Origin of the sequence: Rhizobium sp. CIAT894 (genome assembly GCF_000172795.2) — a bacterium.
In the GTDB taxonomy this organism is placed as follows: domain Bacteria; phylum Pseudomonadota; class Alphaproteobacteria; order Rhizobiales; family Rhizobiaceae; genus Rhizobium.
Map to the genome: position 1 here is coordinate 3,950,340 of NZ_CP020947.1, position 19,205 is coordinate 3,969,544.

Here is a 19,205-nt window from a genome sequence, read left to right on the forward strand (position 1 = left end):
CGCCACCATGCTTCATCTGAACGTCTAAGGACAACAGCATGATCTCGCGTTTTTTCATCGAGCGACCGGTACTCGCCAACGTCCTCGCATTGGTTTTCCTGCTCGTCGGCGCGGTCGCGCTGTTTCAACTGCCTGTGGCGCAATATCCGAATGTCGTCCCACCGACGGTGCAGGTGACGACGCGCTTTCCCGGCGCCAGCGCCCAGACCCTCGTCGACACCGTCGCGCTGCCGATCGAGCAGCAGGTCAACGGCGTGCAGGACATGCTCTACATGCAGTCGACCAGCGCCAGCGACGGCACCTATTCGCTGATCGTGACCTTTGCCATCGGAACGGATCCGGATCAGGCACAGGTTCTGGTGCAGAATCGCGTCGCCATCGCAATGTCGTCGCTTCCCGAGGCGGTGCAGCTTCAGGGCGTGACGACGCAGAAGAAATCGACGGCGATCCTCGGCTTCGTCAGCCTGACCTCGCCCGACAGCCGCTATGACAGCCTGTTCCTGTCGAACTACGCCGTCATCAACCTGCAGAACGAACTCGCCCGCCTGCCTGGCGTCGGCAATGTGACGGTCTTCGGCGCCGGCCAATATGCCATGCGGATCTGGATGGATCCGAACCTGCTGCAGGCACGCGGCCTGACGCCGCAGGACGTCGTCAATGTCGTGCAGCAGCAGAGCCAGGAGGTCACCGCCGGCCAGATCGGCATTCCGCCGGTGCCGAAAGGGCAGGTCTTCCAATACACGCTGAATGTCAACGGCCGGCTGAACGACGCCGCCGACTACGAGAACATCGTCGTCAAGGTCGAAAGCGGACAGGGCGGCCGCATCACGCGCGTCCGCGATATCGGCCGCGTCGAACTCGGCGCCCAGACCTACAGCCAGTCCTTCACGCAAAACGGCCGGCCGGCGGCCGGCATCGGTATTTTCCAGCTGCCGGAAGCGAACGCCATTGCCGTGGAGCAGGCGGTGAATGCGAAGATGGCGGAGCTCTCGAAGAATTTCCCGCCGGGCCTCGAATATCATCTGCCGTTCGATACGACGAAATTCGTCAAGGCCTCCATCGACGAGGTTTACGTCACCTTGATCGAGGCGGGCGTGCTCGTTCTCATCGTCATTCTGGTTTTCCTGCAGGATTGGCGGGCAATGCTCGTGCCGGCGACCACTGTTCCCGTCACCATCATCGGCGCCTTCGCGGCCATGGCGGCCTTGGGCTTCACGGTCAATCTGTCGACGCTGTTTGCTATCGTTCTCGCGATCGGCATCGTCGTCGATGATGCCATCGTCATCGTCGAAGGCGTCGCCCGGCACATCGAGGCCGGCATGTCGGGCCGCAAGGCGGCAGAGAAAGCGATGGAGGAACTGCTCGGCCCCGTCATGGGCATCACGCTGGTGCTGATGGCCGTTTTCATTCCGGCCGCCTTCCTGCCCGGACTGACCGGTCAGCTCTATCGGCAGTTCGCGCTCGTCATCGCCGCCACCGCGCTGATCAGCGCCGTCAATGCCGTGACGCTGAAACCGACGCAATGCGCTCTTTGGCTGCGAGCACCGGTGCCGCCCGAGAAACGCAACGTCTTCTATCGCGGCTTCAACCGGGGCTATGACTGGGGCGAACGCCACTATGCCGGATTGGTCGGAGCGATGACCCGCCACAGCGGCGTCATGGCGATCGGCGCACTCGCGCTGATCGGCGTCGCCGTCTGGGGGCTCACGCGCCTGCCGACGGCATTCCTACCGATCGAGGATCAGGGCTATGTGCTGATCAGTGCGCAATTGCCCGATGGCGCCTCGAAGGAGCGGACCGATGCCGTCATGGAAGAGGTCGGCAAGATCGCCGAGGCTGCCCCTGGCGTCGATCAGGTGCTGACCATCAGCGGCCTTTCCGTTCTCGACAATAGCGCCAGCCTGCAGAATGCCGGCGTCGCCTATGTCATCCTCAAGGATTGGGACGTGCGCGGCAAGGAGAAGGGACAGGACCTGCTGTCGATCTATCAGCATCTGAACGACGCGCTGCAGCATGTGCTCACCGCAAAAACGCTGGTGGTCGTGCCGCCTCCGATCCAGGGCATCGGCAATGCCAACGGCTTTACCATGCAGGTCGAACTCCGCAACGGCGTCTCCGACTATCCGCTGCTGCAATCGCTTGCCGATACCATCGTCAAGAACGGCAATGCCCAGTCATCGCTGCAAAGGCTGAGCACGCCGTTTCGCTCGAACGTGCCGCAGCTTGCGGTCTCCGTCGATCGCATCAAGGCGGAGACGCTGGGAATTACCGTGGGGCAGGTTTTCTCCGCACTCTCCGGCTATGTCGGATCGAGCTATGTCACCCAGTTCAACAAATTCGGCCGCACCTTCCAGGTCTATGCGCAAGCCGCTTCAGATTTCCGTGTCAGCCCCGACGATATCCGCAATCTGAAGGTCAAGGCCGGCGACGGGACCATGGTGCCGCTAGGCACGGTGATCGATGTCACCACGACGGAAGGCCCCTCGCTAATCAGCCTCTACAATCTCTATCCCACCGCCACCATCGTCGGCGGACCGGCCGCCGGCTTCAGTTCCGGCCAGTCGCTCGAGGTCATGGAGCAGATCGCCGACCATACATTGCCGCCGGGAGCCGGCTTCGAATGGACGGCGCTCTCCTATCAGGAGAAAGCCGTGGGCGGGCAGATCTACTTCATCTTCGCGCTCGCCATGCTGCTCGTCTATTTCGTGCTCGCCGGCCAATATGAAAGCTGGATCCTGCCGCTGGCGGTCATCTCAGCCGTGCCGCTCGCCCTGCTCGGCACGGTGGCGGCACTCACGGCAGCGGGTGTGGCCAACAATCTCTATACCCAGATCGGCCTGATCCTGCTGATTGCGCTGGCGGCCAAGAATGCCATCCTCATCGTCGAATATGCGCGGGAAAAACGGGCGGAAGGCATGGAAATCCTGGATGCGGCCGTCGAGGCCGCCCGGCTGCGTTTCCGGCCGATCCTGATGACGTCCTTCGCCTTTATCCTCGGGGTCCTGCCGCTTGTGCTGGCGACGGGCGCCGGCGCATCGGCCCGCAAATCGATCGGCATCTCGGTCTTCAGCGGCATGATCGCCTCGACCTGCCTCGCCGTGCTCTTCGTTCCCTCTTTCTACGTGCTGCTGCAGCGCCTCGAGGAACATTGGAAGCGGCGCGGAGCCACCGTAAATACGGCCGCGAGGGTGACGGAAACGGAGATATCGAACGTCGGGTAAAACAATCGCGGCAGTTATTGCACGATCACCTGCACATAGACGCTTCCGCTCTTGGCGTAATAGGACGACCCGCACCGATAATAATAGCCGCCATAATAGGCACCGTAGAGACAGCCTGCCGGAAGCACGGCGATGGTCGTCGCCGTCCGCGTCACGACCCGCCGCGTCGTTCTGCGGGCAACGCCGGCATAAGAGAGCGGCGTCAACGGCCTGCCGATGACGGCGCCCGCCGGCGTGGCAAACCCGATCGACAGCGGCATGGAGCCTTGGCCCTCGACGCGAAGGTCGGTGAATGTCAGGACACCGGCCAAGCCGAGAATGAACAGCAGCTTGTTATAGGTCATTTCGCTTCTCCCGCATCGGCAGCCGCCGGAAGCTCATCGAGCGATTGCAGCTCGCTGAGATCGACCGTCTTGGCACTGCCGGGAATCTCGATGTTGTAGGAAACGGCCGCGACATCTGCTCCGCTCTTGAAATCGCTGATCTCAAGCGTGTACTGCGGCGCCTGGACGACATGTTTGCTGGTGATGACGTAACGGCGCGGTATGGGTTGCGCGCCAGTCTGTATCCAGATCTGCCAGTCGATCTCCGGCGTCCGGAAGGCCAGATATTCGCATTCGACGCCATCCACGAAAGCACTGGAAATGTGTTTGGCCTCGACCACATCGGACATCAGCGTGTCGTATACGTTGGAGGACAGCAGATCGGCGCCGGGAGCCTCGACGCCGGCGGTCATCAGCCTGTCGATCAGATCGTCGAGCGAACCCTTGCCGTCGATCTTGGCATAGGCGTCGAGATTCTTGCCATGCACCGTCAGCGACGAACCGTCGAAACTCACGTCGAGGTCGGCAAAGCCGCCGGTTCTCGTCACGCGCAATTTGTCGGGACGCGTCAGGTTGGCCGTCCCCGAGCTTACGAACTGGAGCTTCTCGAAGGCAGGCGTCACCGCTTCGAGCGACGATTGGTAGGTGAAGGATATCGTCTTCTGCGCCGCCAGAAAATCGGACATCGTTTTTAGAAGGGCTTTCGCATCATCCGCCCATGCGCTGGTCGGCAGCGCGACGCTGGCGGCAAGCGAAGCATAGAGGAGGATCCGCTTCAATCGCGGGAAAGAGAAAGTCGATGACATGGCAATGCCTTTCGTTGGTGTCGTCATTGATTTCATCGAATTACAGACGGCGGCTGCCGGACCCGCCGCAGCCGGATATGACATGTGAGAGATGCAGTGCATGCATGCGGGCGACGGCCATTTGCCGGCCTTTGCGGGATCGCACACCGAATGTCTGGCCAGCGCGCGACGACCTCTTTCTGAAAGCAAGCTTCGAACGGGCGCTACAATCCCGAGGTCAACACGCGATGGCAGGCCGGTGACACGCGTTGCAGATTGTCGCGCAGGCAGGCAATGCCCCGGCCTCCCCCTAAAGGCACCATGCGGCATAAGGCCCGGAAGTCCGCTCCGCAGGTTTCCCGCAGGATCATCACTTCCTCGCGCGGGGAGAAGGCCGGCATCGTTGCCGGAGGCGCCGGCGTGATCGCACCGGTGGCAGCAGCATTGCCGGTCGCCGGCGCCGCCGATCCCCCTAATGCCGCAACCGCTTGCTGACATGGCGCCGAGAGAGCGGCGTTGTGCTGTTGCAGACAGCTGAGCGCCGCCGAACCTCCCGGGGTGACACCGGAACATTGCGCCATGAAATCGCGCTGGCAGGCCGATTTGACCGCATTGCGCTGCGCCTGCGTCGGTTGATGCGCCGGCGTGCCGGTCGCTGGCGCTGGTGTGGCTGTCGCAGGCGCCGGCGTGGTCGCCGCCGTATTGGCCGGTGCAGCCGGCGTTGGCTCCGCGGATGTTGATTTAGTTTTGACGTCTACCGCCGAAACCGCTTTCCGGCAGCCCGCCGAAAGCGTGGCGCTGTGCTGCTGCAGACAGGTGAGCGCCTCGATACCGCCCGGTGTCACCCCGGAGCATTTCGCAATGAAATCGGAGCGGCACTCTGCCCTGATGGCATCGCGCTGCTCTTCGGTCGGCGCTTGCGCCGACGCAATCCCGGTGAGGAACACCGCTGCGCAGAACACAGGCAAGCCGGAGATGACCGAGAGAAGACGACGCCTCCGATCCGGAGAGGCCGGTAGAGAAGATAGCCGTTTTCGCATGATTCCCCCCCTATAAATCGCTGATCTACTTCCTGAAATCGAAATGCGTTCTGAATAGGATAATAGGCGCCGCCGAATGGACGGACGTTGCTTGCTGCCATGAAAATATAAAAACGCGCCTGACCTACATATATTAGAATATTATCGCTTTAGCAACTATCTCGTCATCGCGCGAAGGCCGATTGCAACTCGCAGGAATATGATTTCCTGTCGCCCAGAAACGCAAAAAGCCCCATAGAAGGGCTTTTGCGGATGGTCGCGGCATCGTCACAGGCCGTAACATTGGGATTATGCGAAGAGACCTTCCACTTCGGCCTCGATGTCGCTGCAGAGCTGTTCATATTCCGCAATCAATTTGCTGTTGGCCTCCGAATGGGAGCTGAAGTGATCGAGCGCGCTGGTGGCGAGCTCATAGGACTCGAACAGCTCATTGATTGTATCGTTGGAAAGGAGCCGCAACCGGTCGCGCAAGGCCGGTAGCTTGAGCATAAGTTTTTTCCGTCCCCGCTCTTTGTTGCGGATGGAATGCATACCGTCCTCACTTATGCCGTTTCGGGATACGTCAGATACGTAATGGGATCTGCCGCAGATCGTTCCATACCGATGCATTTTCCGATGGATCTTTAATTGACTGCGGGTGGAACGTGCCTTGGAAAAAGGGCCGTCATCTGTTCATCGATCTCGGCCGGTCGTCCGCATTCCGATCCGGCGAGCTGCCGGACGCAGGCATAGATGCTACGCGATGTTACAGGCCTTTGGAGTTTGCAGATGCTAGCTTGGCGACGGCGTCTGTGGTCAGCGACACTTCTCACGCCACGATGCAGGTTGGAAACGGGGTATCGGGCCGCGTGAAATTACTCGATATACGTCCTCTTGGAATTTGTTGCATGAGAAGGCTCAGCCTCTTGCTGGCTTTCCTCATGCTGACGGGCTGTGGCCACCAGACCGGTGTCATGACGCCACTCGCAGCCACAGCGTCGACACCGTCTACCGCAAAGGTCGACATGCTGGTCGCCACGACCCGCCAACCCTCCGGCGACCCGGCGACGCTTTTTAACGGTGAGCGAAGCGCCAAGCCGCATTTGACCGAGGTGTCCATCTCGATACCGACCAATCGCAAGTCGGGAACGGTTCAGTGGCCCGAGCGCCTGCCGCCCAATCCGGCAACGGACTTCGCAGTCACCCGGGTGCAGCAAGTCTCGACGATCGCCGAAGGCCGGGCCTGGTTCAGGCAACATCCGCAAGGCGGCCACGCGCTTGTCTTCATTCATGGTTTCAACAACACCTACGAAGATTCGGTCTTCCGCCTGGCGCAAATCGTCCACGATAGCGGAATGCAGGCAACGCCGGTGCTGTTTACCTGGCCGTCGCGAGCCGAGGTCGTCGCCTACCAATACGACAAGGAAAGCACGAATTATTCACGCACCGCTTTGGAGCAGGCCTTGCGCACATTGGCGGACGACCCGAACGTCAAGGACATAACCATCCTCGCCCACTCGATGGGAACGTGGCTGGCCATGGAATCCCTGCGTCAGATGGGAATCCGAGACGGCCACGTGAACGCGAAAATTCACAATGTCATCCTCGCCTCGCCTGATATCGACATCGATGTCTTCGCCAAGCAATATGTCGAGCTGGGTGCGCCACGGCCGAAATTCACGCTCTTCGTGTCCCAGGACGACAAGGCATTGGCCGTCTCGCGGTTCATCAGCGGGCGCGTCTCCCGCCTCGGAGCGATCGACCCGACGGAGGAACCCTATCGTTCAAAGCTGGAGAAGGCGGGCATCACCGCGATCGATCTGACAAAGGTCAAGGCGAAGGATGGCCTCAACCACGGCAAGTTCGCCGAGAGCCCGGAGATCGTGCAATTGATCGGCCAGCGGCTTATGACCGGGCAGCCGCTGACGGATTCAAAAGTGACCCTCGGCCAAGGGATTACAGCCGTCGTCGGAGGCACGGTGTCGACGATTGGCACTGTTGCAGCCTCCGCCGTCGCCGCGCCGGCGATCATCGTCGAGCAGCCGTTGAACCGCAACAAGCGACCAAGCGCAACCGCCGATCAGCTTGACGACAACCTGAAGCCCCAGCCGCTCACACAATAGCCGAGAACCGCTTGGCGAAGCTGGGATTCCTTTCGGAGGGTACCGTATTTTACGGTAACCTACGTCCTGCTGACTTGGCTATCGTGCGGAGGAGTAGGCGTTGTTTCACTTCGTATTCGGCAGCAGCCTCATCGCGGCCACCGTTGCTATTCAAGCAGCATTCATGTCCGCCGGTCTCAAGGTCTTTCGGCGCCTGGAAGAGACCCGTCCCGAATTTTTATCGAAACGGCCGACCACGATCACCGTGATATGGGTCATCTATCTCATGATTCCGATCATGATCGATGTCTGCCTTTGGGCGCTATTTTACGCGCTGATAGACGCTCTGCCGAGCTTCGAGGACGCCATATATTTTTCGACCGTTACATTCACCACAGTGGGTTATGGCGATATTGTCCTGACAAAGGAATGGCGCCAGGTAGCCCCTTTCGAAGCGGTCAATGGCTGGATCATATTCGGCTGGGCGACCGCGCTGATGATGGCAGTCATTCAGCGCCTGTACTTCCGTTCCGGCACGTAAAGGATAAACCCTCAGGACGGCACGGCAGGCGGCAAAAGAAACAGCGTGAGCCCGAAAATCGCGTAGACGGCCAACGCCATGACGCCCATATACCAGACACCGCGGCCGCCATTGGACAGGAAGGTCGCCGCCATGGTGGCGATCAGCATCATCGTGACCGCGCCGGGCCAGAATTGCAGCGACATCGGTTCGGGGCCGAGGAAATAGCTGACGATCACCAGGATCGGCGCGACGAAGAGCGCGATCTGTGCGGCACTGCCCAATGCGATGCCGACACTGAGATCGAGACGGTTGGCGCGCGCTGCCGAAAACGCGGTCGTCATTTCCGCCGCTCCGCCGACCAGCGCAACGACAATGAAGCCGACGAAAGCAGGCGTCATGCCGAGACGGTCGGCCGCTGCCTGAACCGAGCCGACGAAGATTTCGCTGATCAGCGCGACGAAAAGCGTGACGACGACAAGGATGACGACGCTGACGGTGAGCGGCCATGAGCTGTGATCCTCCTCGGCGTCGCTCGCGCTTGCAAAAAGTTCGCGGTGTGTTTTCAGGGAAAACAGCATGCCCATCGCGTAGACGGCGATGAGCAGCACGGCCAGGCCCAGGCTCAGTTTCTGCGAAACGACGGATGCTTGATCCACATCGCTGATGATCGATGGCACCATGATGGCGACGGTCGCCAGGAACAGCAGGCAGGCCTGGAAGCGCGCATTGACCCTGTTGAATTCCTGCACATGATGCTTCAGTCCTCCGAACAGAAATGCGCCCCCCAGCAAGAACAGGGCGTTGGTGACGATGGCTCCGGCAAGTGATGCCTTGACCAGCAGATACTGGCCGGCCTGCAAGGCAGCCAGCGAGATCACCAGTTCGGTCAGGTTTCCGAGAGTGGCATTGAGCAAGCCCCCGACCGCATCTCCCGTCCGTGCGGAGACCGCTTCGGTTGCGCGGCTTAAAAGCATTGCCAGGGGCACGATCGCACAGACCGACATGGCAAAAAGCAGCGTATGCGCCTGCGGAGACGTGTGTTCCAGCACGATGACAAGCGGAACGAAGACGATCAGCACCAGCAACGGTGCTTGCCGAACCTCGGTCATCGCAGCCCTCGTTATCGCAGCGATGCGCGATGGCGCAATGGCGTCTCTCTGCTCAAGATTACGCATGGCAACCCCCGTCACTAGAGTATGTCGCGCAAAAGTGTGCCGCGGTTTTGCGATAACGACATGCGTAAAAACAAAAACCTAAAGCGCGAGGAGCGAATCTGAAAGATCGCGACGCGCTTTAGGCCCCGTCTCCAGGCCCATCTCTCGGACTGTCCCTTGGACAAGCATACGGAAAGGTCTGCGGTCGTGCATTGATCCCGGTCAAAAGTTGAAACATGTCGCGTAAAACTGTGCGGCGTTGCGCCGGCGGCGTGCGTAAGGTAGCGCCTTGATTCAACTGGCGGATCGCAGCCAGCTGTTGCCCGCAGGCATGAGTGGGATCACCATTTTCATCAGCTGAGGGAGATTGCGGGCCTTCATCTTTGCCATGACATTTGCACGATGAACTTCGACGGTGCGTGCGCTGATGCCGAGTTCAAAAGCGATCTGCTTGTTTTGAAGCCCGTCCACGATCCCGGTCAGCACCTGCTGCTCGCGCTGGGTCAATTGGTGAATACGTGCCAGCACGACATCGTCACGTTGTTCTTCGGATATATCGGAATGCGCCGTCGCTTCCTTGATCGCCGCGATAAGGACATCTTCCTTGAAAGGCTTTTCAATGAAGTCGACGGCGCCCGCCTTCATCACCTGAACCGCCAGGGCGATATTCCCCTTACCGCTGATGATGATCGCCGGTATGCCGTTGTGGCGCGCCTTCAGACATTCCAGCAGTTCGACGCCGTCAACCCCTTGCATCGGGAGTTCGATCAGCAGGCAACATTTTCCTTCCGAAAGAGGCTGATCCAGAAACGCAGTCGCAGACGTATGCGCGCGTACCGCAAAGCCGGCGCAGACGAGCAGGAAAGTCAGAGACTTTCGGACCTCTTCTTCATCATCGACGATGTGTACGGTGATGTCGTTTTGCATGAACCACCTCGCCCGTAGCGCATCCGGCCAGGGACGGCTCGAACAAATGCCCCAGTCAAAGACTAGCACCGTCAGGCTGCAAGTGCCTGTAGCATCACGTAAGCTCTCGCGATGTAGGTTGACGTTACTGCCGGCTGGATATCGCGTCGGCGATCTGCCGGGCGATTTCTTCCTGGACGTCGAGAATACTTCGGCCCTCGAAGGTTCTGTCATAAGCGCCTGTCCAGGTTACCGTGCCGTCGGCGCGATCGACCAGCCGGATTTGGACATGCAGCCTGGAGCCTTCCGTTCCCAAGCTTCCCTGCAGGGAAAGCTGCCGTTGGTTTGACGCGACGATCTGCGTTTGCGGACCGGCCGCCTTGACGATGACGGAGTTGATCTTCGTCAGCTGCGCGATCACTTCGTCCGTCAGCCCTTTGGCTATCTCCGCATCGCCATTCTGGCGACCTGTGCCGACCAGAGGTTCCACGAGGATCTCAGCCCTCAATTCATCTCCCTTGGACGAGACCGAGGCGACCGAGGGGGTGGAGGAGCCGAAAAGTCCTTCGAGCGGCCGTATCAGCGAGAGGATCGCCACAAGACCAAGGACAAGCGGCACGCCGATCGGCAGAAGGAGGTCCCGATAGGATGACGGCTTCTGTTGTGCCGCTGGCGCCTTGTGCCGACGACTATCCTTTGGCTCGGACCGGCTTTCTGATGAGATAGCCTGCTGCCTTACGATAAAGCTCGGTACGTAGCGGCCCTTGGGAATGGTGATCTGGATCGGATCGTCTCGTCCGACCACCAGATAGTAGCGCTCCAGAGCCCGGCGGATACGCCCCGCCTCGATGCGAACGACCGGGTCGTTTTGTGCATCGAAGGACGCATCCCGGCCGAAGACCGCCTGGGCAATTGCGTAGGCTTTCAGGTTCGTCTCCCGTCCTGCCAGGGTTTCGGCGACAATATATGCCAGAAACCGTCGGCTGCGGTCCGGAGCCTGGAATTCTCCGCTCGATAGGATGCGATCAAGCTGATCGCGGATCCTTGCGGTGTCCGCTGTCGGATCGTCATCTTGCCCGCCCTGCGAGCCCATCGCGCCCTCCCGTGAACACGCCGTTTGACTTCACCGGTCCGGAACAGCGTCTGCGCCACCGGGCCGATGGCCTGATAGGTCGTGCGCTCGCCCATGCCCCTCCATCGAAGCATTGGCAAACTGCTGATCTGAAACGCCCATCAGATCTGGAAATCTCCGTCCTCGAACGACGGGTGGAGCTTGTAGATCGCCCGCTGGATCAGGGTCTTGCCAGCCGCAACATAGGGCTGCATGTCACGCCGTTGTCAGGGCGGATCGGCAGGCCATCAAGATTCGGAGCTTTCCGACCTCCGAGTGAACACCGAAACCACGTATGAGGTTCTCCCTGGCTTCTTGTCTGAGGCATGTCTCGCCGACCAAGGGCGTGTGCCTCGCGGGCGCCAAACCAATCTGTGCCAGGTTAAGTTGCCGGGTCTGGTGGTGTCATTGATCGCGAGCAATGCTCGACGCATCAAACGGCTTGCGCATCGCTATATCAGTGACCGATTGCCCGGCCGCCGGCGTGGACCTCCTCGGCCAGCCACCGCCGCCAATGGGTCGGGTGGACCTCCAGCTTGTTGCCGCTTCGCGCATCGACCCAGCCGCCGAATATTCTTTGACACGGAAAGACAAGCGCGTGAACGCCTTCATGGTCGATCACGGCGAGTTCGATATCCTGCGCAAAAGGCGCGTCATTGATTGATCGCCACATCCTGGCACCTCACAGCCATGCTGAGGGCTCGGCGGCTCACCTGAACGTGAGAGGCGGCCGGGCCGAATTGAGGAATCCTAGCCTATCGGCTTGCAACCTTCCTTGATCCTGATCACTCCCTGAGACAGGAAGTTCGAACCGCGACTGGACGCTGTCTCTTCGAAGGAGGTCTCATTCTGCCGCCACGGCTGACATCATGACATCACGTACAATTACGTAGTGATCGTCCCCAATTTTCAGTGCCGCCCTTCCTTGTAAGAGTTCAGCTTCACGGGGGGACGAGCCATGTTGACCACGAGCCAGGCTGCCGAACGCTATATGCCGGAACCGAACGGCATAAATCCAGGTGAGACCCGACGGCTACCGCCAAGCACTGTTCTATGGCTGCTCCCGGGACAGGGCATCTATCGCGAGGGCGAGCGGGCATCATCGCTCTACCAGGTCCAGTCCGGTGCGGTGAGGGTCTATCGAATAATGCGCAACGGGCACCGCCACATTCTTTCATTCTACGGAACGGGGGAATGGTTCGGCCTGCAGGATGGAGACATCCATGATGATTTCGCAGAGGCGATCTGCGCCTCCCAAATTCGGTCCGTTCCGAGGGCCGGCAGTCCGATGCCGCCGATAAATTTGTTGGATATAGCCTTGTCCAGCCTGGCGATTGCAAATTCGCGACAGCTTATCGTCGCCCGCCAGGGCGCTCTCGAACGTGTGGCGACTTTTGTGCAGGAAATGTCGGCCCGCAATGGCGGCACCAACGAGTTTGAACTCATGATGTCGCGCACCGATGTTGCCGACTATCTCGGATTGACGGTCGAATCGGTGGCGCGCTCATTTACCAAGCTCAGGACCCGGCACATCGTCCAGCTTTTCGGACGCGGCCAACGATATGTCCACATCCTCGATTGCAACAGGCTTGCCGCGCTCAGCACCTGAAGCAGGTCGCGCGGCACAGGACCCGGAGCACCAGGCTCATTCGACGTAGAAGGTCAGGTTGCCGTTCCGCGCTCTGGTGACCCATTCAATATCGTTCGGCGTGAGCTTTTTCGCCTTCAGTTTGCCGACAAGCCATTTATTTGACCGAGCGGCTGCGCGAATGGCCTCGACGTCCTTTTCGCTGCCTTGCGGAGGATGACGGCCTGTCTCCGAAAAGTCGGCAATTCTATAGCTTACAACAGTAAAACGCTTGTCATGATATGTTCGGACCGCCTCGGGCAGGTTTTCGCTCCAATTCATTCTGCGGTATTCGCGCCGGCTCTGCTGGGCGTCGGCCTGCACCGATACCGTGATCGTCGAGATCGCGATTGCAAGTGCCAAAGATAGCTTCATCATGTTGGCTACTCCCGAAAGAAGCATGGGTTGCACGATGAATCTAGCCGATGTGGCGCAGTCAGGCATTGAGCGTAGTCCATCGCGATGGCCCGGCACCGGATGATCGGCAACAGTAGCCGGCTATGCCGTCCCACGGATCAGGCCGGGCAATTTTGGTGTTCCAGATGTCGGGAGACGTGGAGGCCGGGGCCTCGGCTGGAGCCCCTCGGGAAGGCATGCCCGACAGGTCGTTCGGGCATCATGTATGATACCGTATTTTACTGCCATCCGAACCCACGACATTTTATCTCTATTGTAATTCATGGAGGGCAAAGCGATGACCGAACCTGCTGCTTCTACTCCGTCGATGACGAGCGCGGAAGAGTTGCGCAAACGCGCGCTCGAACTGCAACTTCTCGAGATGGAACGCCAAGAGAAGATAAAGGCGCGCGAAGCCAAAAAACACTCTGAATTCGTTGAGGATTTCTTCCGCAAGCAAATTGGGGATGCCGAACGCACGGTGATCAGGCGCGTCGTGTCGAAAGCCGCTGCGGACGGCAAGTTCGAGGCCATGATCTACAGTTTTCCATCGAGTTTTTGCTCCGACAGCGGCCGCGCAATCAACAACGGTTTGCCCGGATGGCAGAACACCTTGCAGGGAAAGGCCAAGGAACTCTACGACCTGTTCGAAGAGATCGGCAGGCCGCAGGGCTATGGCCTGAAGGCACTGGTCATCAACTTCCCGGGCGGCATTCCCGGCGATATCGGCCTTTTCCTCACCTGGGAAAAACCGGTGGAGTGACCGGGCATGAAGACTGTCGAGATCGAGCGCAAGTTTCTCGTGCGCAGCGACGCCTGGCGCGCCAGCGCGACAAGCATGCACATGTTGCGACAAGGCTATCTCGCACGAGGCGCTGCCAGCAGCCTGCGTATTCGCCTGATCGATGACCGGACGGCCCGGCTGGCGGTGAAGTTCGGTAAACGCGGCCTGACGCGCGAGGAATTCGAGTACGACATTCCCCTCGCAGAAGCCAAGGAATTGCTGCTTCACGTCCGTGGCACGGTGCTGGAAAAGACAAGGTACGAAGTTGTCGATCAGGGCAACGTCTGGGCGATCGATGTCTTCGGTGGCGCCTATCAGGGTCTGACCATTGCCGAGATCGAAATGAGAAGCGAGAAGGACCGCCCGTCTCTACCCTCCTGGCTCGGCCGCGAGGTGACCGGCGACAAACATTATTCCAACCGGGCGCTGGCATTCCAGCGCCCGGCAATCTCGCCGCCGTACGGCCTCGCTAATCTTCAACCAGGCTCCAGTCGGCACCCGGGTTGAACTCCTTGATCGCCGATGCCAGCCGCTCGGTCTGATCACCAAGATCTCGCTGGTAGATGACACCCATGTTGTTCACCATGAAAGTCTGCACGCCGGTTACCCTGTAGCTTACCGGCCAGGCAATCAGGGCAAAACCGCCCGTCATGTTCCCATTGACAATATAGCTCTGCTTGCCGCCGACGACGTTGGAGCCTTGCGCCGTCAGGATGCGATAGCGATAGCCGTAGTAGCCTTCTCCCCGCTTCGCATTGCCGAAGGCTGCACTCTCGACGAGACCGCCGGCAGGGCTTTCCTCCTCATATGCTCCCGGCTCCCAGTACAGGCCGTCCCGTGCCCCCTTGGTGCTGACGAGCTTCTGCGCGAACTCGTAGACACCGTCGCCATCGCGATCCTCCCGCGCATATTCATACTGGGCGACAAAATAGTCGGTCATCGTCTGGATGGTCGCCAGTTCATTCCTGCCGACTCTCCGATTGACGATTTCCTGAAGGCCGGTCTTCCTGTCGAAAGCCCATTTGCCGTTCTGGTCGCGACTGAGCGGGAAAGGCAAGGGCCACAGGTGATCGCCGATCGCGACGACCTTGCGATCGCCGAGATCTTGAAGAACGACCTGCTTGCCGGCGCCTTCGCGTATCAACGCATAGGCGACCATCGCTTCGTTGCTCGCCTTCAGCTTGGCGGCGCTGAGCCCCAAGAGGTTTGCCAGGCCGTCGACTTCGCCCGAGGCCAAGACCTGCTTGAATTGGTCGACCGCGAGTGAAGGACTATCGAAGGTGGGTGGGGTTCCGGCCGCAAATTCTTCAAGATTGCTCTGCTCCTGCGCCACCGAAAGCTGCGGCGCCGTCCAGAAAACCGCCGCACCCAGCATCAATGAAATCAGTCTCGATTGTCGTGTCATCGGCTCACCCCATGGTTTGGCCTTCAGGAAAGCATCTGCCAATGTCAGCGGCGGCCGCCGCCGCCACGCCCACCGCCGCCGCGTCCGCCCCCGCCACCGCCACGTGAAACGGGCGGTCGAGAGCGTTGCTGCGTTGCCCGCGGTGCGCCGCGCTGGCCACCACCCATGCTTTGTCCGCCGCGCTGGGAGTTCACCACCTCGCGGCGACCCGATTGGACATTCCCGAGTGCGCTCTGCTGGCGGCTCCGGTTATCGGCTTTCGCGGCCATCTTGGGCTTGCCGGATTTCGCTTTCGCCTTCGGGGCAGCATTGGCCTGACGATTGCCTGCGTTTGCAGGACGGGTGTCGGCGCGTGGCGCGTTGGCGCGTTTGGCCGTGTCGCCCACTGACGTTTTCGGATTTGACTTCAGCCCCTGCGCGGTATTCTTTCGAACATCCGCGGCTCGGGCCCCGACATCGCCCCTCGACTGGGTTCGCTCCCTCTGGAGGTTGCCCGCCTGGTTCTTGAGCTGGTTGCGGCTGTCCGTCTGGAGATTGGAACGGATCGCCGACCGATCGAGCTTGTTCAGTTGATCCTTGCCAATGCTCAACTTGCTGCGATCGACATTCTTCCAGTCGACATCGTTCAAGTTCATTTTTCCATTGAAATTGCGGTTGTTGAAGCAATCGTTGCAGTCGATGTCGACATCACCGTTCCAACGCCCGCCCCACACGCCCCAGTCGTCCCAATTGACGATCGCAGCCCAGGCGACGCCGGTCACGGCAGCAGCGAAGAAGCCTGCCCCGGGATAATAGTAGTTGTCGTAGGAATCCGGATAATAGGAGATCGGCTCGACGGCATAATTCGGCTCGTAGAACATTTCAGGCGCATATTGCGGGATGTAGACCTTCTCCGGGTTGGTGGGCTGGATGATGACGTTGTCGCCCTCGTTGACGATGGTGACCTTGTCGTCCGTCTTGATGATGTTCTTCGCAATGGCTTCGTCGCGAAGCTGCTGGATTGCGATGAGGACATCCTTCTGCTGATTGGTCAGTGCGTCTCCGAGCGACTGGGTCCACTCGAGATCGTCGCTCATCATCTTGACGACCTCCGGGTAGTTCAGCAGCGAAATCACACTTCCATCCCATTCGCTTTTCGGCTCGAGGCTGGCATTCTTTTTCTTGGCTTCCAGGAAACGGGCCGCCTCGACGACCTGCAGCGGAAACAGCGAAGCCGCCGAAATCGCTGCGACGAGATCGTCCGGATAAAGCGCGATACGCGCCACGAGAACCTCGAGCTCGTCGTCGGAGAGCCCGGCCGCTTCTGCGGCCGGCGCCTGCACGGGCTCGGCCTTGGTGGCCGGCACTGCAGTCTGCGCGTAAGTCCACGGCACAGGCGGCAGGGAAGAGATTGTTATGGCTGAAAAGCCGGCCAGCAGCCTGAAATATCTCGCTTTCATGACGCATCGATCTCCTAAAAGCATGCCGCACGAAACTGTGCAGCGGTTTTGCGACAACGCTGGCTATGGCATCGGATCGGTGGAACGCTTCAGTGACACGACCTTCGAACGAAGCACTGCATCTCCTATTTCCTCGATGAGCCACTCGACCAGGCTGCCGTATTCCTGTCGCCGTACCTCCCGAACGCTGACGGGAAGCAAGTCTACGTTGGTGAGCGCCTCGATGGCTGCTGCCAGGTCCTGGCACATGCTGTGGAAATTTTCGTCCACATCGAGAAGCCGTCGCGCCAGCGGGAGATGCTCGGGCAAGTGGACCTCGAGCAGCGCAAGGATGGCCAATTTTTCTGGATTGCCTGCCCCCATATCCATCCCGCTTTTTGTCTTCGTACAAAGCAGATGGATTAATATATTGCATCAGGCTTATTTAGAGATGTAACATACAAGAAGCTACGGTCGGGGCATGGCGGCTGGCTTCATCGGGGGGCGACGATGCAAAGCGCAAGAGCAAAGGGGCCGCCAAGTGCGGCAATTCCCACTATATCGGAAACACGAGAACAGCTTGATCGCATCAGATCCAGCCGGGAGTTTCACGCACCTGACCGTGGGCGTAGATTTCTTGATTATATTGTCGAAGAAACGCTCGCTGAACGCGGGGCCTATCTGAAGGCCTACACAATCGCCCTGGAGGTATTTGGACGAGACGCCTCATTCGACGCCCAGAACGATCCCGTCGTGAGGATTGAGGCCGGTCGCATACGCCGCGCTCTGGAGCGATATTATCTGGTCGCTGGCCAATTCGATAAGGTCATCATTACCATCCCCAAAGGCGGGTATGTGCCGTGCTTCAGACACGCCGACGCCTGCCCCGCGACAGACCCCGCGCCATTGGCGGAAGCGAGCGATAGCCCCGACCCATTCGTGCAAACCGTCGCCCCGTCGAAACCTGCAGATCATTCGCCTTTGGACGAAAGCGCTGTTCAATCCGCCCCGGCGTCCTGGACGTTCTATGTGACGCCGGTGTCCCTCGGTCTGACCGCATTGATCGCGGTCTTCGCTGTTCCTTCCTTGTTCAGTCCCCTCTCGCGCCCGTCTAACTCCCCCGCGGATCGGCCGGATTTCCCCCAGGTCCTTGTGGAGCCATTCGAGGACATTTCTGAAGCCGGCGCATCGGGTGGCATCGCCCGAGGACTGACGGACGAGGTCATCGGTCGCCTGGCAAAATTCCGGGAAATTGTCGTGATTTCCAATCTGCCTGCGGCATCGGCCGGGCAGCCGCTGTCGAAGGACCTGCAGGAACCGCGTTTCGCCTTGCAAGGTCGGGTACGAGTGGAGGATAGCAGGCTGCGGTTGACCGCACGCTTCGTCAACCGCCACGATGGTTCGGTGATCTGGGCGAACAGCTACGATAAGGACCTTCGGATACAGGATGTGTTGCAGGTTGAAGCCGACCTGGCCCAAGATGTTGCGACGGCACTTGCATCACCATATGGGATCATTTTCCGGAACGATACCGCGAAGATATCGCCGGCCGCGCCCGACGACTGGGGCGATTATGCCTGCGCGCAATCTTACTACCGCTACCGCGTTGACCTCAATCCGAAGGGCCGGGATGCTGTGCGGACCTGCCTTCAGCAAGCAACGAAGCACCTCCCCGGAAATTCGACCTATTGGGCTCTGCTGTCGATGACCTATCTCGATGCGCTCCGGTTTCAATACAGTCTCGACAAAGCGCCTGCGCAGCAATCGTTGAAATCCGCCCTGGAAACCGCGCGGCGCGCCGTCGATCTCGATCCGCAAAACGCCCGCGCCTTGCAGGCGCTGATGCTTGCCAACTTCTTCAGCGGCGATGTCGATGCAGCATTGAGCGCGGGCGCTGCTGCTTATGAGATCAACCCCAACGATACGGAACTCGCTGGCGAATATGGATTCCGCCTGGCGCTTTCCGGCAAATGGGATACCGGCTGTGAATTGATGTCGGGAGCCATCAACAAAAACCCGGGCCCGAAAGGGTATTTCGAAGTGGGTCTGGCGATGTGCGCCTATATGCGGGGAGACTACCGGGCAGCCGAACTATGGGTCAGGATGGCGGATCTGCGATACAACCCCATGCACCACCTCGTCCTGCTTGCGATCCTCGGCGCGGAGGGCAGGGTCGACGAAGCCCGCGAGGAGCACGAGTGGCTCAAGACGAACGCACCGGCATTGCTGGCCAACATCCGCAACGAGATCGGCATGCGCCTGCCTCGTCCCGAGGATCAGCAGCGCATCCTGGCGGACCTGCAGACGGCGGGGGTCGCAATCGCTTCGCAATAGTCGGCCGGACACTGGCGCCATCCTCCTTCTATAGATGTTACGTGATGCTACACGCGTTCGGCTGCTAACGGCGGTACTATCTGCCTTCACGCAAGGC

General features: G+C 59.8%; 19 protein-coding genes and 1 pseudogene. 7 read left to right on the top strand and 13 right to left on the bottom strand.

Annotated elements, in window-relative coordinates:
• The first annotated feature begins 38 nt into the window (after window positions 1–38).
• On the top strand, window positions 39–3,221 hold the full coding sequence (locus RHEC894_RS19395; RefSeq protein WP_085738493.1) for a multidrug efflux RND transporter permease subunit: 3,183 nt from the start codon (window positions 39–41) through the stop codon (window positions 3,219–3,221).
• 14 nt (window positions 3,222–3,235) lie between these two features.
• Here RHEC894_RS19395 and RHEC894_RS19400 read toward each other — a convergent pair whose 3' ends face one another.
• The 4 genes from RHEC894_RS19400 to RHEC894_RS19415 all read right to left on the bottom strand — a co-directional run bounded on the left by RHEC894_RS19400 (window position 3,236) and on the right by RHEC894_RS19415 (window position 5,900).
• Window positions 3,236–3,565, bottom strand: a complete 330-nt coding sequence (locus RHEC894_RS19400; protein ID WP_085738494.1) for a hypothetical protein — start codon at window positions 3,563–3,565, stop codon at window positions 3,236–3,238.
• Complete coding sequence (locus RHEC894_RS19405) at window positions 3,562–4,350, bottom strand: DUF2092 domain-containing protein (protein ID WP_010068125.1); 789 nt, start codon at window positions 4,348–4,350, stop codon at window positions 3,562–3,564. Before RHEC894_RS19405 ends, RHEC894_RS19400 begins: the two co-directional genes overlap by 4 nt.
• A 203-nt stretch (window positions 4,351–4,553) precedes the next feature.
• A complete protein-coding gene (locus tag RHEC894_RS19410; RefSeq protein ID WP_085738495.1) occupies window positions 4,554–5,369 on the bottom strand; it encodes a hypothetical protein in 816 nt (271 codons plus the stop codon).
• A gap of 288 nt (window positions 5,370–5,657) precedes the next feature.
• Window positions 5,658–5,900, bottom strand: a complete 243-nt coding sequence (locus RHEC894_RS19415) for a hypothetical protein (RefSeq protein ID WP_085738496.1) — start codon at window positions 5,898–5,900, stop codon at window positions 5,658–5,660.
• A gap of 356 nt (window positions 5,901–6,256) precedes the next feature.
• Here RHEC894_RS19415 and RHEC894_RS19420 point away from each other — a divergent pair, with 356 nt between their 5' ends.
• Together RHEC894_RS19420 and RHEC894_RS19425 are read left to right on the top strand one after the other, a co-directional pair.
• The gene (locus RHEC894_RS19420; RefSeq protein WP_085738497.1) at window positions 6,257–7,471 is read left to right on the top strand and encodes an alpha/beta hydrolase; all 1,215 of its coding nucleotides are present in this window, start codon (window positions 6,257–6,259) and stop codon (window positions 7,469–7,471) included.
• A gap of 100 nt (window positions 7,472–7,571) precedes the next feature.
• Window positions 7,572–7,991 carry a potassium channel family protein gene (locus RHEC894_RS19425; protein ID WP_010069324.1) on the top strand — a complete coding sequence of 140 codons (420 nt, stop codon included), beginning with the start codon at window positions 7,572–7,574 and terminating at the stop codon, window positions 7,989–7,991.
• A gap of 11 nt (window positions 7,992–8,002) precedes the next feature.
• On the opposite strand, the gene cax is transcribed toward RHEC894_RS19425, so the two are convergent.
• The 5 genes and pseudogenes from cax to RHEC894_RS19445 all read right to left on the bottom strand — a co-directional run bounded on the left by cax (window position 8,003) and on the right by RHEC894_RS19445 (window position 11,817).
• Entirely contained in the window at window positions 8,003–9,148 is a 1,146-nt protein-coding gene (cax, locus tag RHEC894_RS19430; protein ID WP_085738498.1) for a calcium/proton exchanger, read from the bottom strand.
• A gap of 273 nt (window positions 9,149–9,421) precedes the next feature.
• Window positions 9,422–10,054, bottom strand: coding sequence for a LuxR C-terminal-related transcriptional regulator (locus RHEC894_RS19435; RefSeq protein WP_085738499.1), 633 nt, complete (start codon window positions 10,052–10,054; stop codon window positions 9,422–9,424).
• A 124-nt stretch (window positions 10,055–10,178) separates the two neighbouring features.
• Window positions 10,179–11,126: a hypothetical protein gene (locus RHEC894_RS19440; RefSeq protein ID WP_085738500.1), complete on the bottom strand. Its 948-nt coding sequence runs from the start codon at window positions 11,124–11,126 to the stop codon at window positions 10,179–10,181.
• 35 nt (window positions 11,127–11,161) lie between these two features.
• A pseudogene (locus tag RHEC894_RS32545) lies at window positions 11,162–11,367 on the bottom strand (arginine deiminase); the annotation flags it as partial.
• Window positions 11,368–11,601: 234 nt separating this feature from the next.
• Complete coding sequence (locus tag RHEC894_RS19445; protein ID WP_010068270.1) at window positions 11,602–11,817, bottom strand: hypothetical protein; 216 nt, start codon at window positions 11,815–11,817, stop codon at window positions 11,602–11,604.
• A 285-nt stretch (window positions 11,818–12,102) separates the two neighbouring features.
• On the opposite strand from RHEC894_RS19445, the gene RHEC894_RS19450 reads away from it, so the two are divergent.
• The gene (locus RHEC894_RS19450; protein WP_085738501.1) at window positions 12,103–12,753 is read left to right on the top strand and encodes a helix-turn-helix domain-containing protein; all 651 of its coding nucleotides are present in this window, start codon (window positions 12,103–12,105) and stop codon (window positions 12,751–12,753) included.
• Between the two features lie 36 nt (window positions 12,754–12,789).
• Here the strand turns inward: RHEC894_RS19450 and RHEC894_RS19455 are convergent, their stop codons facing one another.
• Window positions 12,790–13,149, bottom strand: coding sequence for a hypothetical protein (locus RHEC894_RS19455; RefSeq protein WP_206427929.1), 360 nt, complete (start codon window positions 13,147–13,149; stop codon window positions 12,790–12,792).
• A 316-nt stretch (window positions 13,150–13,465) separates the two neighbouring features.
• On the opposite strand from RHEC894_RS19455, the gene RHEC894_RS19460 reads away from it, so the two are divergent.
• Together RHEC894_RS19460 and RHEC894_RS19465 are read left to right on the top strand one after the other, a co-directional pair.
• Window positions 13,466–13,930, top strand: a complete 465-nt coding sequence (locus RHEC894_RS19460) for a hypothetical protein (protein WP_085738502.1) — start codon at window positions 13,466–13,468, stop codon at window positions 13,928–13,930.
• Window positions 13,931–13,936: 6 nt separating this feature from the next.
• The gene (locus tag RHEC894_RS19465; RefSeq protein ID WP_085738503.1) at window positions 13,937–14,458 is read left to right on the top strand and encodes a CYTH domain-containing protein; all 522 of its coding nucleotides are present in this window, start codon (window positions 13,937–13,939) and stop codon (window positions 14,456–14,458) included.
• Here RHEC894_RS19465 and RHEC894_RS19470 read toward each other — a convergent pair.
• The 3 genes from RHEC894_RS19470 to RHEC894_RS19480 all read right to left on the bottom strand — a co-directional run bounded on the left by RHEC894_RS19470 (window position 14,421) and on the right by RHEC894_RS19480 (window position 17,164).
• Window positions 14,421–15,356: a DUF2950 family protein gene (locus RHEC894_RS19470; protein ID WP_085739060.1), complete on the bottom strand. Its 936-nt coding sequence runs from the start codon at window positions 15,354–15,356 to the stop codon at window positions 14,421–14,423. The genes RHEC894_RS19465 and RHEC894_RS19470 overlap by 38 nt on opposite strands.
• A gap of 44 nt (window positions 15,357–15,400) precedes the next feature.
• Window positions 15,401–16,795, bottom strand: a complete 1,395-nt coding sequence (locus RHEC894_RS19475; RefSeq protein WP_085738504.1) for a DUF3300 domain-containing protein — start codon at window positions 16,793–16,795, stop codon at window positions 15,401–15,403.
• A gap of 63 nt (window positions 16,796–16,858) precedes the next feature.
• Window positions 16,859–17,164: a hypothetical protein gene (locus RHEC894_RS19480; RefSeq protein WP_010068828.1), complete on the bottom strand. Its 306-nt coding sequence runs from the start codon at window positions 17,162–17,164 to the stop codon at window positions 16,859–16,861.
• Window positions 17,165–17,284: 120 nt separating this feature from the next.
• Between RHEC894_RS19480 and RHEC894_RS19485 the strand changes: the two genes are divergently transcribed.
• The gene (locus tag RHEC894_RS19485) at window positions 17,285–19,108 is read left to right on the top strand and encodes a hypothetical protein (protein ID WP_085738505.1); all 1,824 of its coding nucleotides are present in this window, start codon (window positions 17,285–17,287) and stop codon (window positions 19,106–19,108) included.
• Window positions 19,109–19,205: the final 97 nt, after the last annotated feature.

Coding starts and splice junctions, on each gene's coding strand:
- RHEC894_RS19440 (WP_085738500.1), bottom strand. CDS start 11,126: ATGGGCTCGCAGGGCGGGCAAGATGACGATCCGACAGCGGACACCGCA.
- RHEC894_RS19400 (WP_085738494.1), bottom strand. CDS start 3,565: ATGACCTATAACAAGCTGCTGTTCATTCTCGGCTTGGCCGGTGTCCTG.
- RHEC894_RS19445 (WP_010068270.1), bottom strand. CDS start 11,817: ATGTGGCGATCAATCAATGACGCGCCTTTTGCGCAGGATATCGAACTC.
- RHEC894_RS19415 (WP_085738496.1), bottom strand. CDS start 5,900: ATGCATTCCATCCGCAACAAAGAGCGGGGACGGAAAAAACTTATGCTC.
- RHEC894_RS19485 (WP_085738505.1), top strand. CDS start 17,285: ATGCAAAGCGCAAGAGCAAAGGGGCCGCCAAGTGCGGCAATTCCCACT.
- RHEC894_RS19435 (WP_085738499.1), bottom strand. CDS start 10,054: ATGCAAAACGACATCACCGTACACATCGTCGATGATGAAGAAGAGGTC.
- RHEC894_RS19480 (WP_010068828.1), bottom strand. CDS start 17,164: ATGGATATGGGGGCAGGCAATCCAGAAAAATTGGCCATCCTTGCGCTG.
- RHEC894_RS19450 (WP_085738501.1), top strand. CDS start 12,103: ATGTTGACCACGAGCCAGGCTGCCGAACGCTATATGCCGGAACCGAAC.
- RHEC894_RS19420 (WP_085738497.1), top strand. CDS start 6,257: ATGAGAAGGCTCAGCCTCTTGCTGGCTTTCCTCATGCTGACGGGCTGT.
- RHEC894_RS19475 (WP_085738504.1), bottom strand. CDS start 16,795: ATGAAAGCGAGATATTTCAGGCTGCTGGCCGGCTTTTCAGCCATAACA.
- RHEC894_RS19470 (WP_085739060.1), bottom strand. CDS start 15,356: ATGACACGACAATCGAGACTGATTTCATTGATGCTGGGTGCGGCGGTT.
- RHEC894_RS19410 (WP_085738495.1), bottom strand. CDS start 5,369: ATGCGAAAACGGCTATCTTCTCTACCGGCCTCTCCGGATCGGAGGCGT.
- RHEC894_RS19460 (WP_085738502.1), top strand. CDS start 13,466: ATGACCGAACCTGCTGCTTCTACTCCGTCGATGACGAGCGCGGAAGAG.
- RHEC894_RS19405 (WP_010068125.1), bottom strand. CDS start 4,350: ATGTCATCGACTTTCTCTTTCCCGCGATTGAAGCGGATCCTCCTCTAT.
- RHEC894_RS19395 (WP_085738493.1), top strand. CDS start 39: ATGATCTCGCGTTTTTTCATCGAGCGACCGGTACTCGCCAACGTCCTC.
- cax (WP_085738498.1), bottom strand. CDS start 9,148: ATGCGTAATCTTGAGCAGAGAGACGCCATTGCGCCATCGCGCATCGCT.
- RHEC894_RS19455 (WP_206427929.1), bottom strand. CDS start 13,149: ATGATGAAGCTATCTTTGGCACTTGCAATCGCGATCTCGACGATCACG.
- RHEC894_RS19465 (WP_085738503.1), top strand. CDS start 13,937: ATGAAGACTGTCGAGATCGAGCGCAAGTTTCTCGTGCGCAGCGACGCC.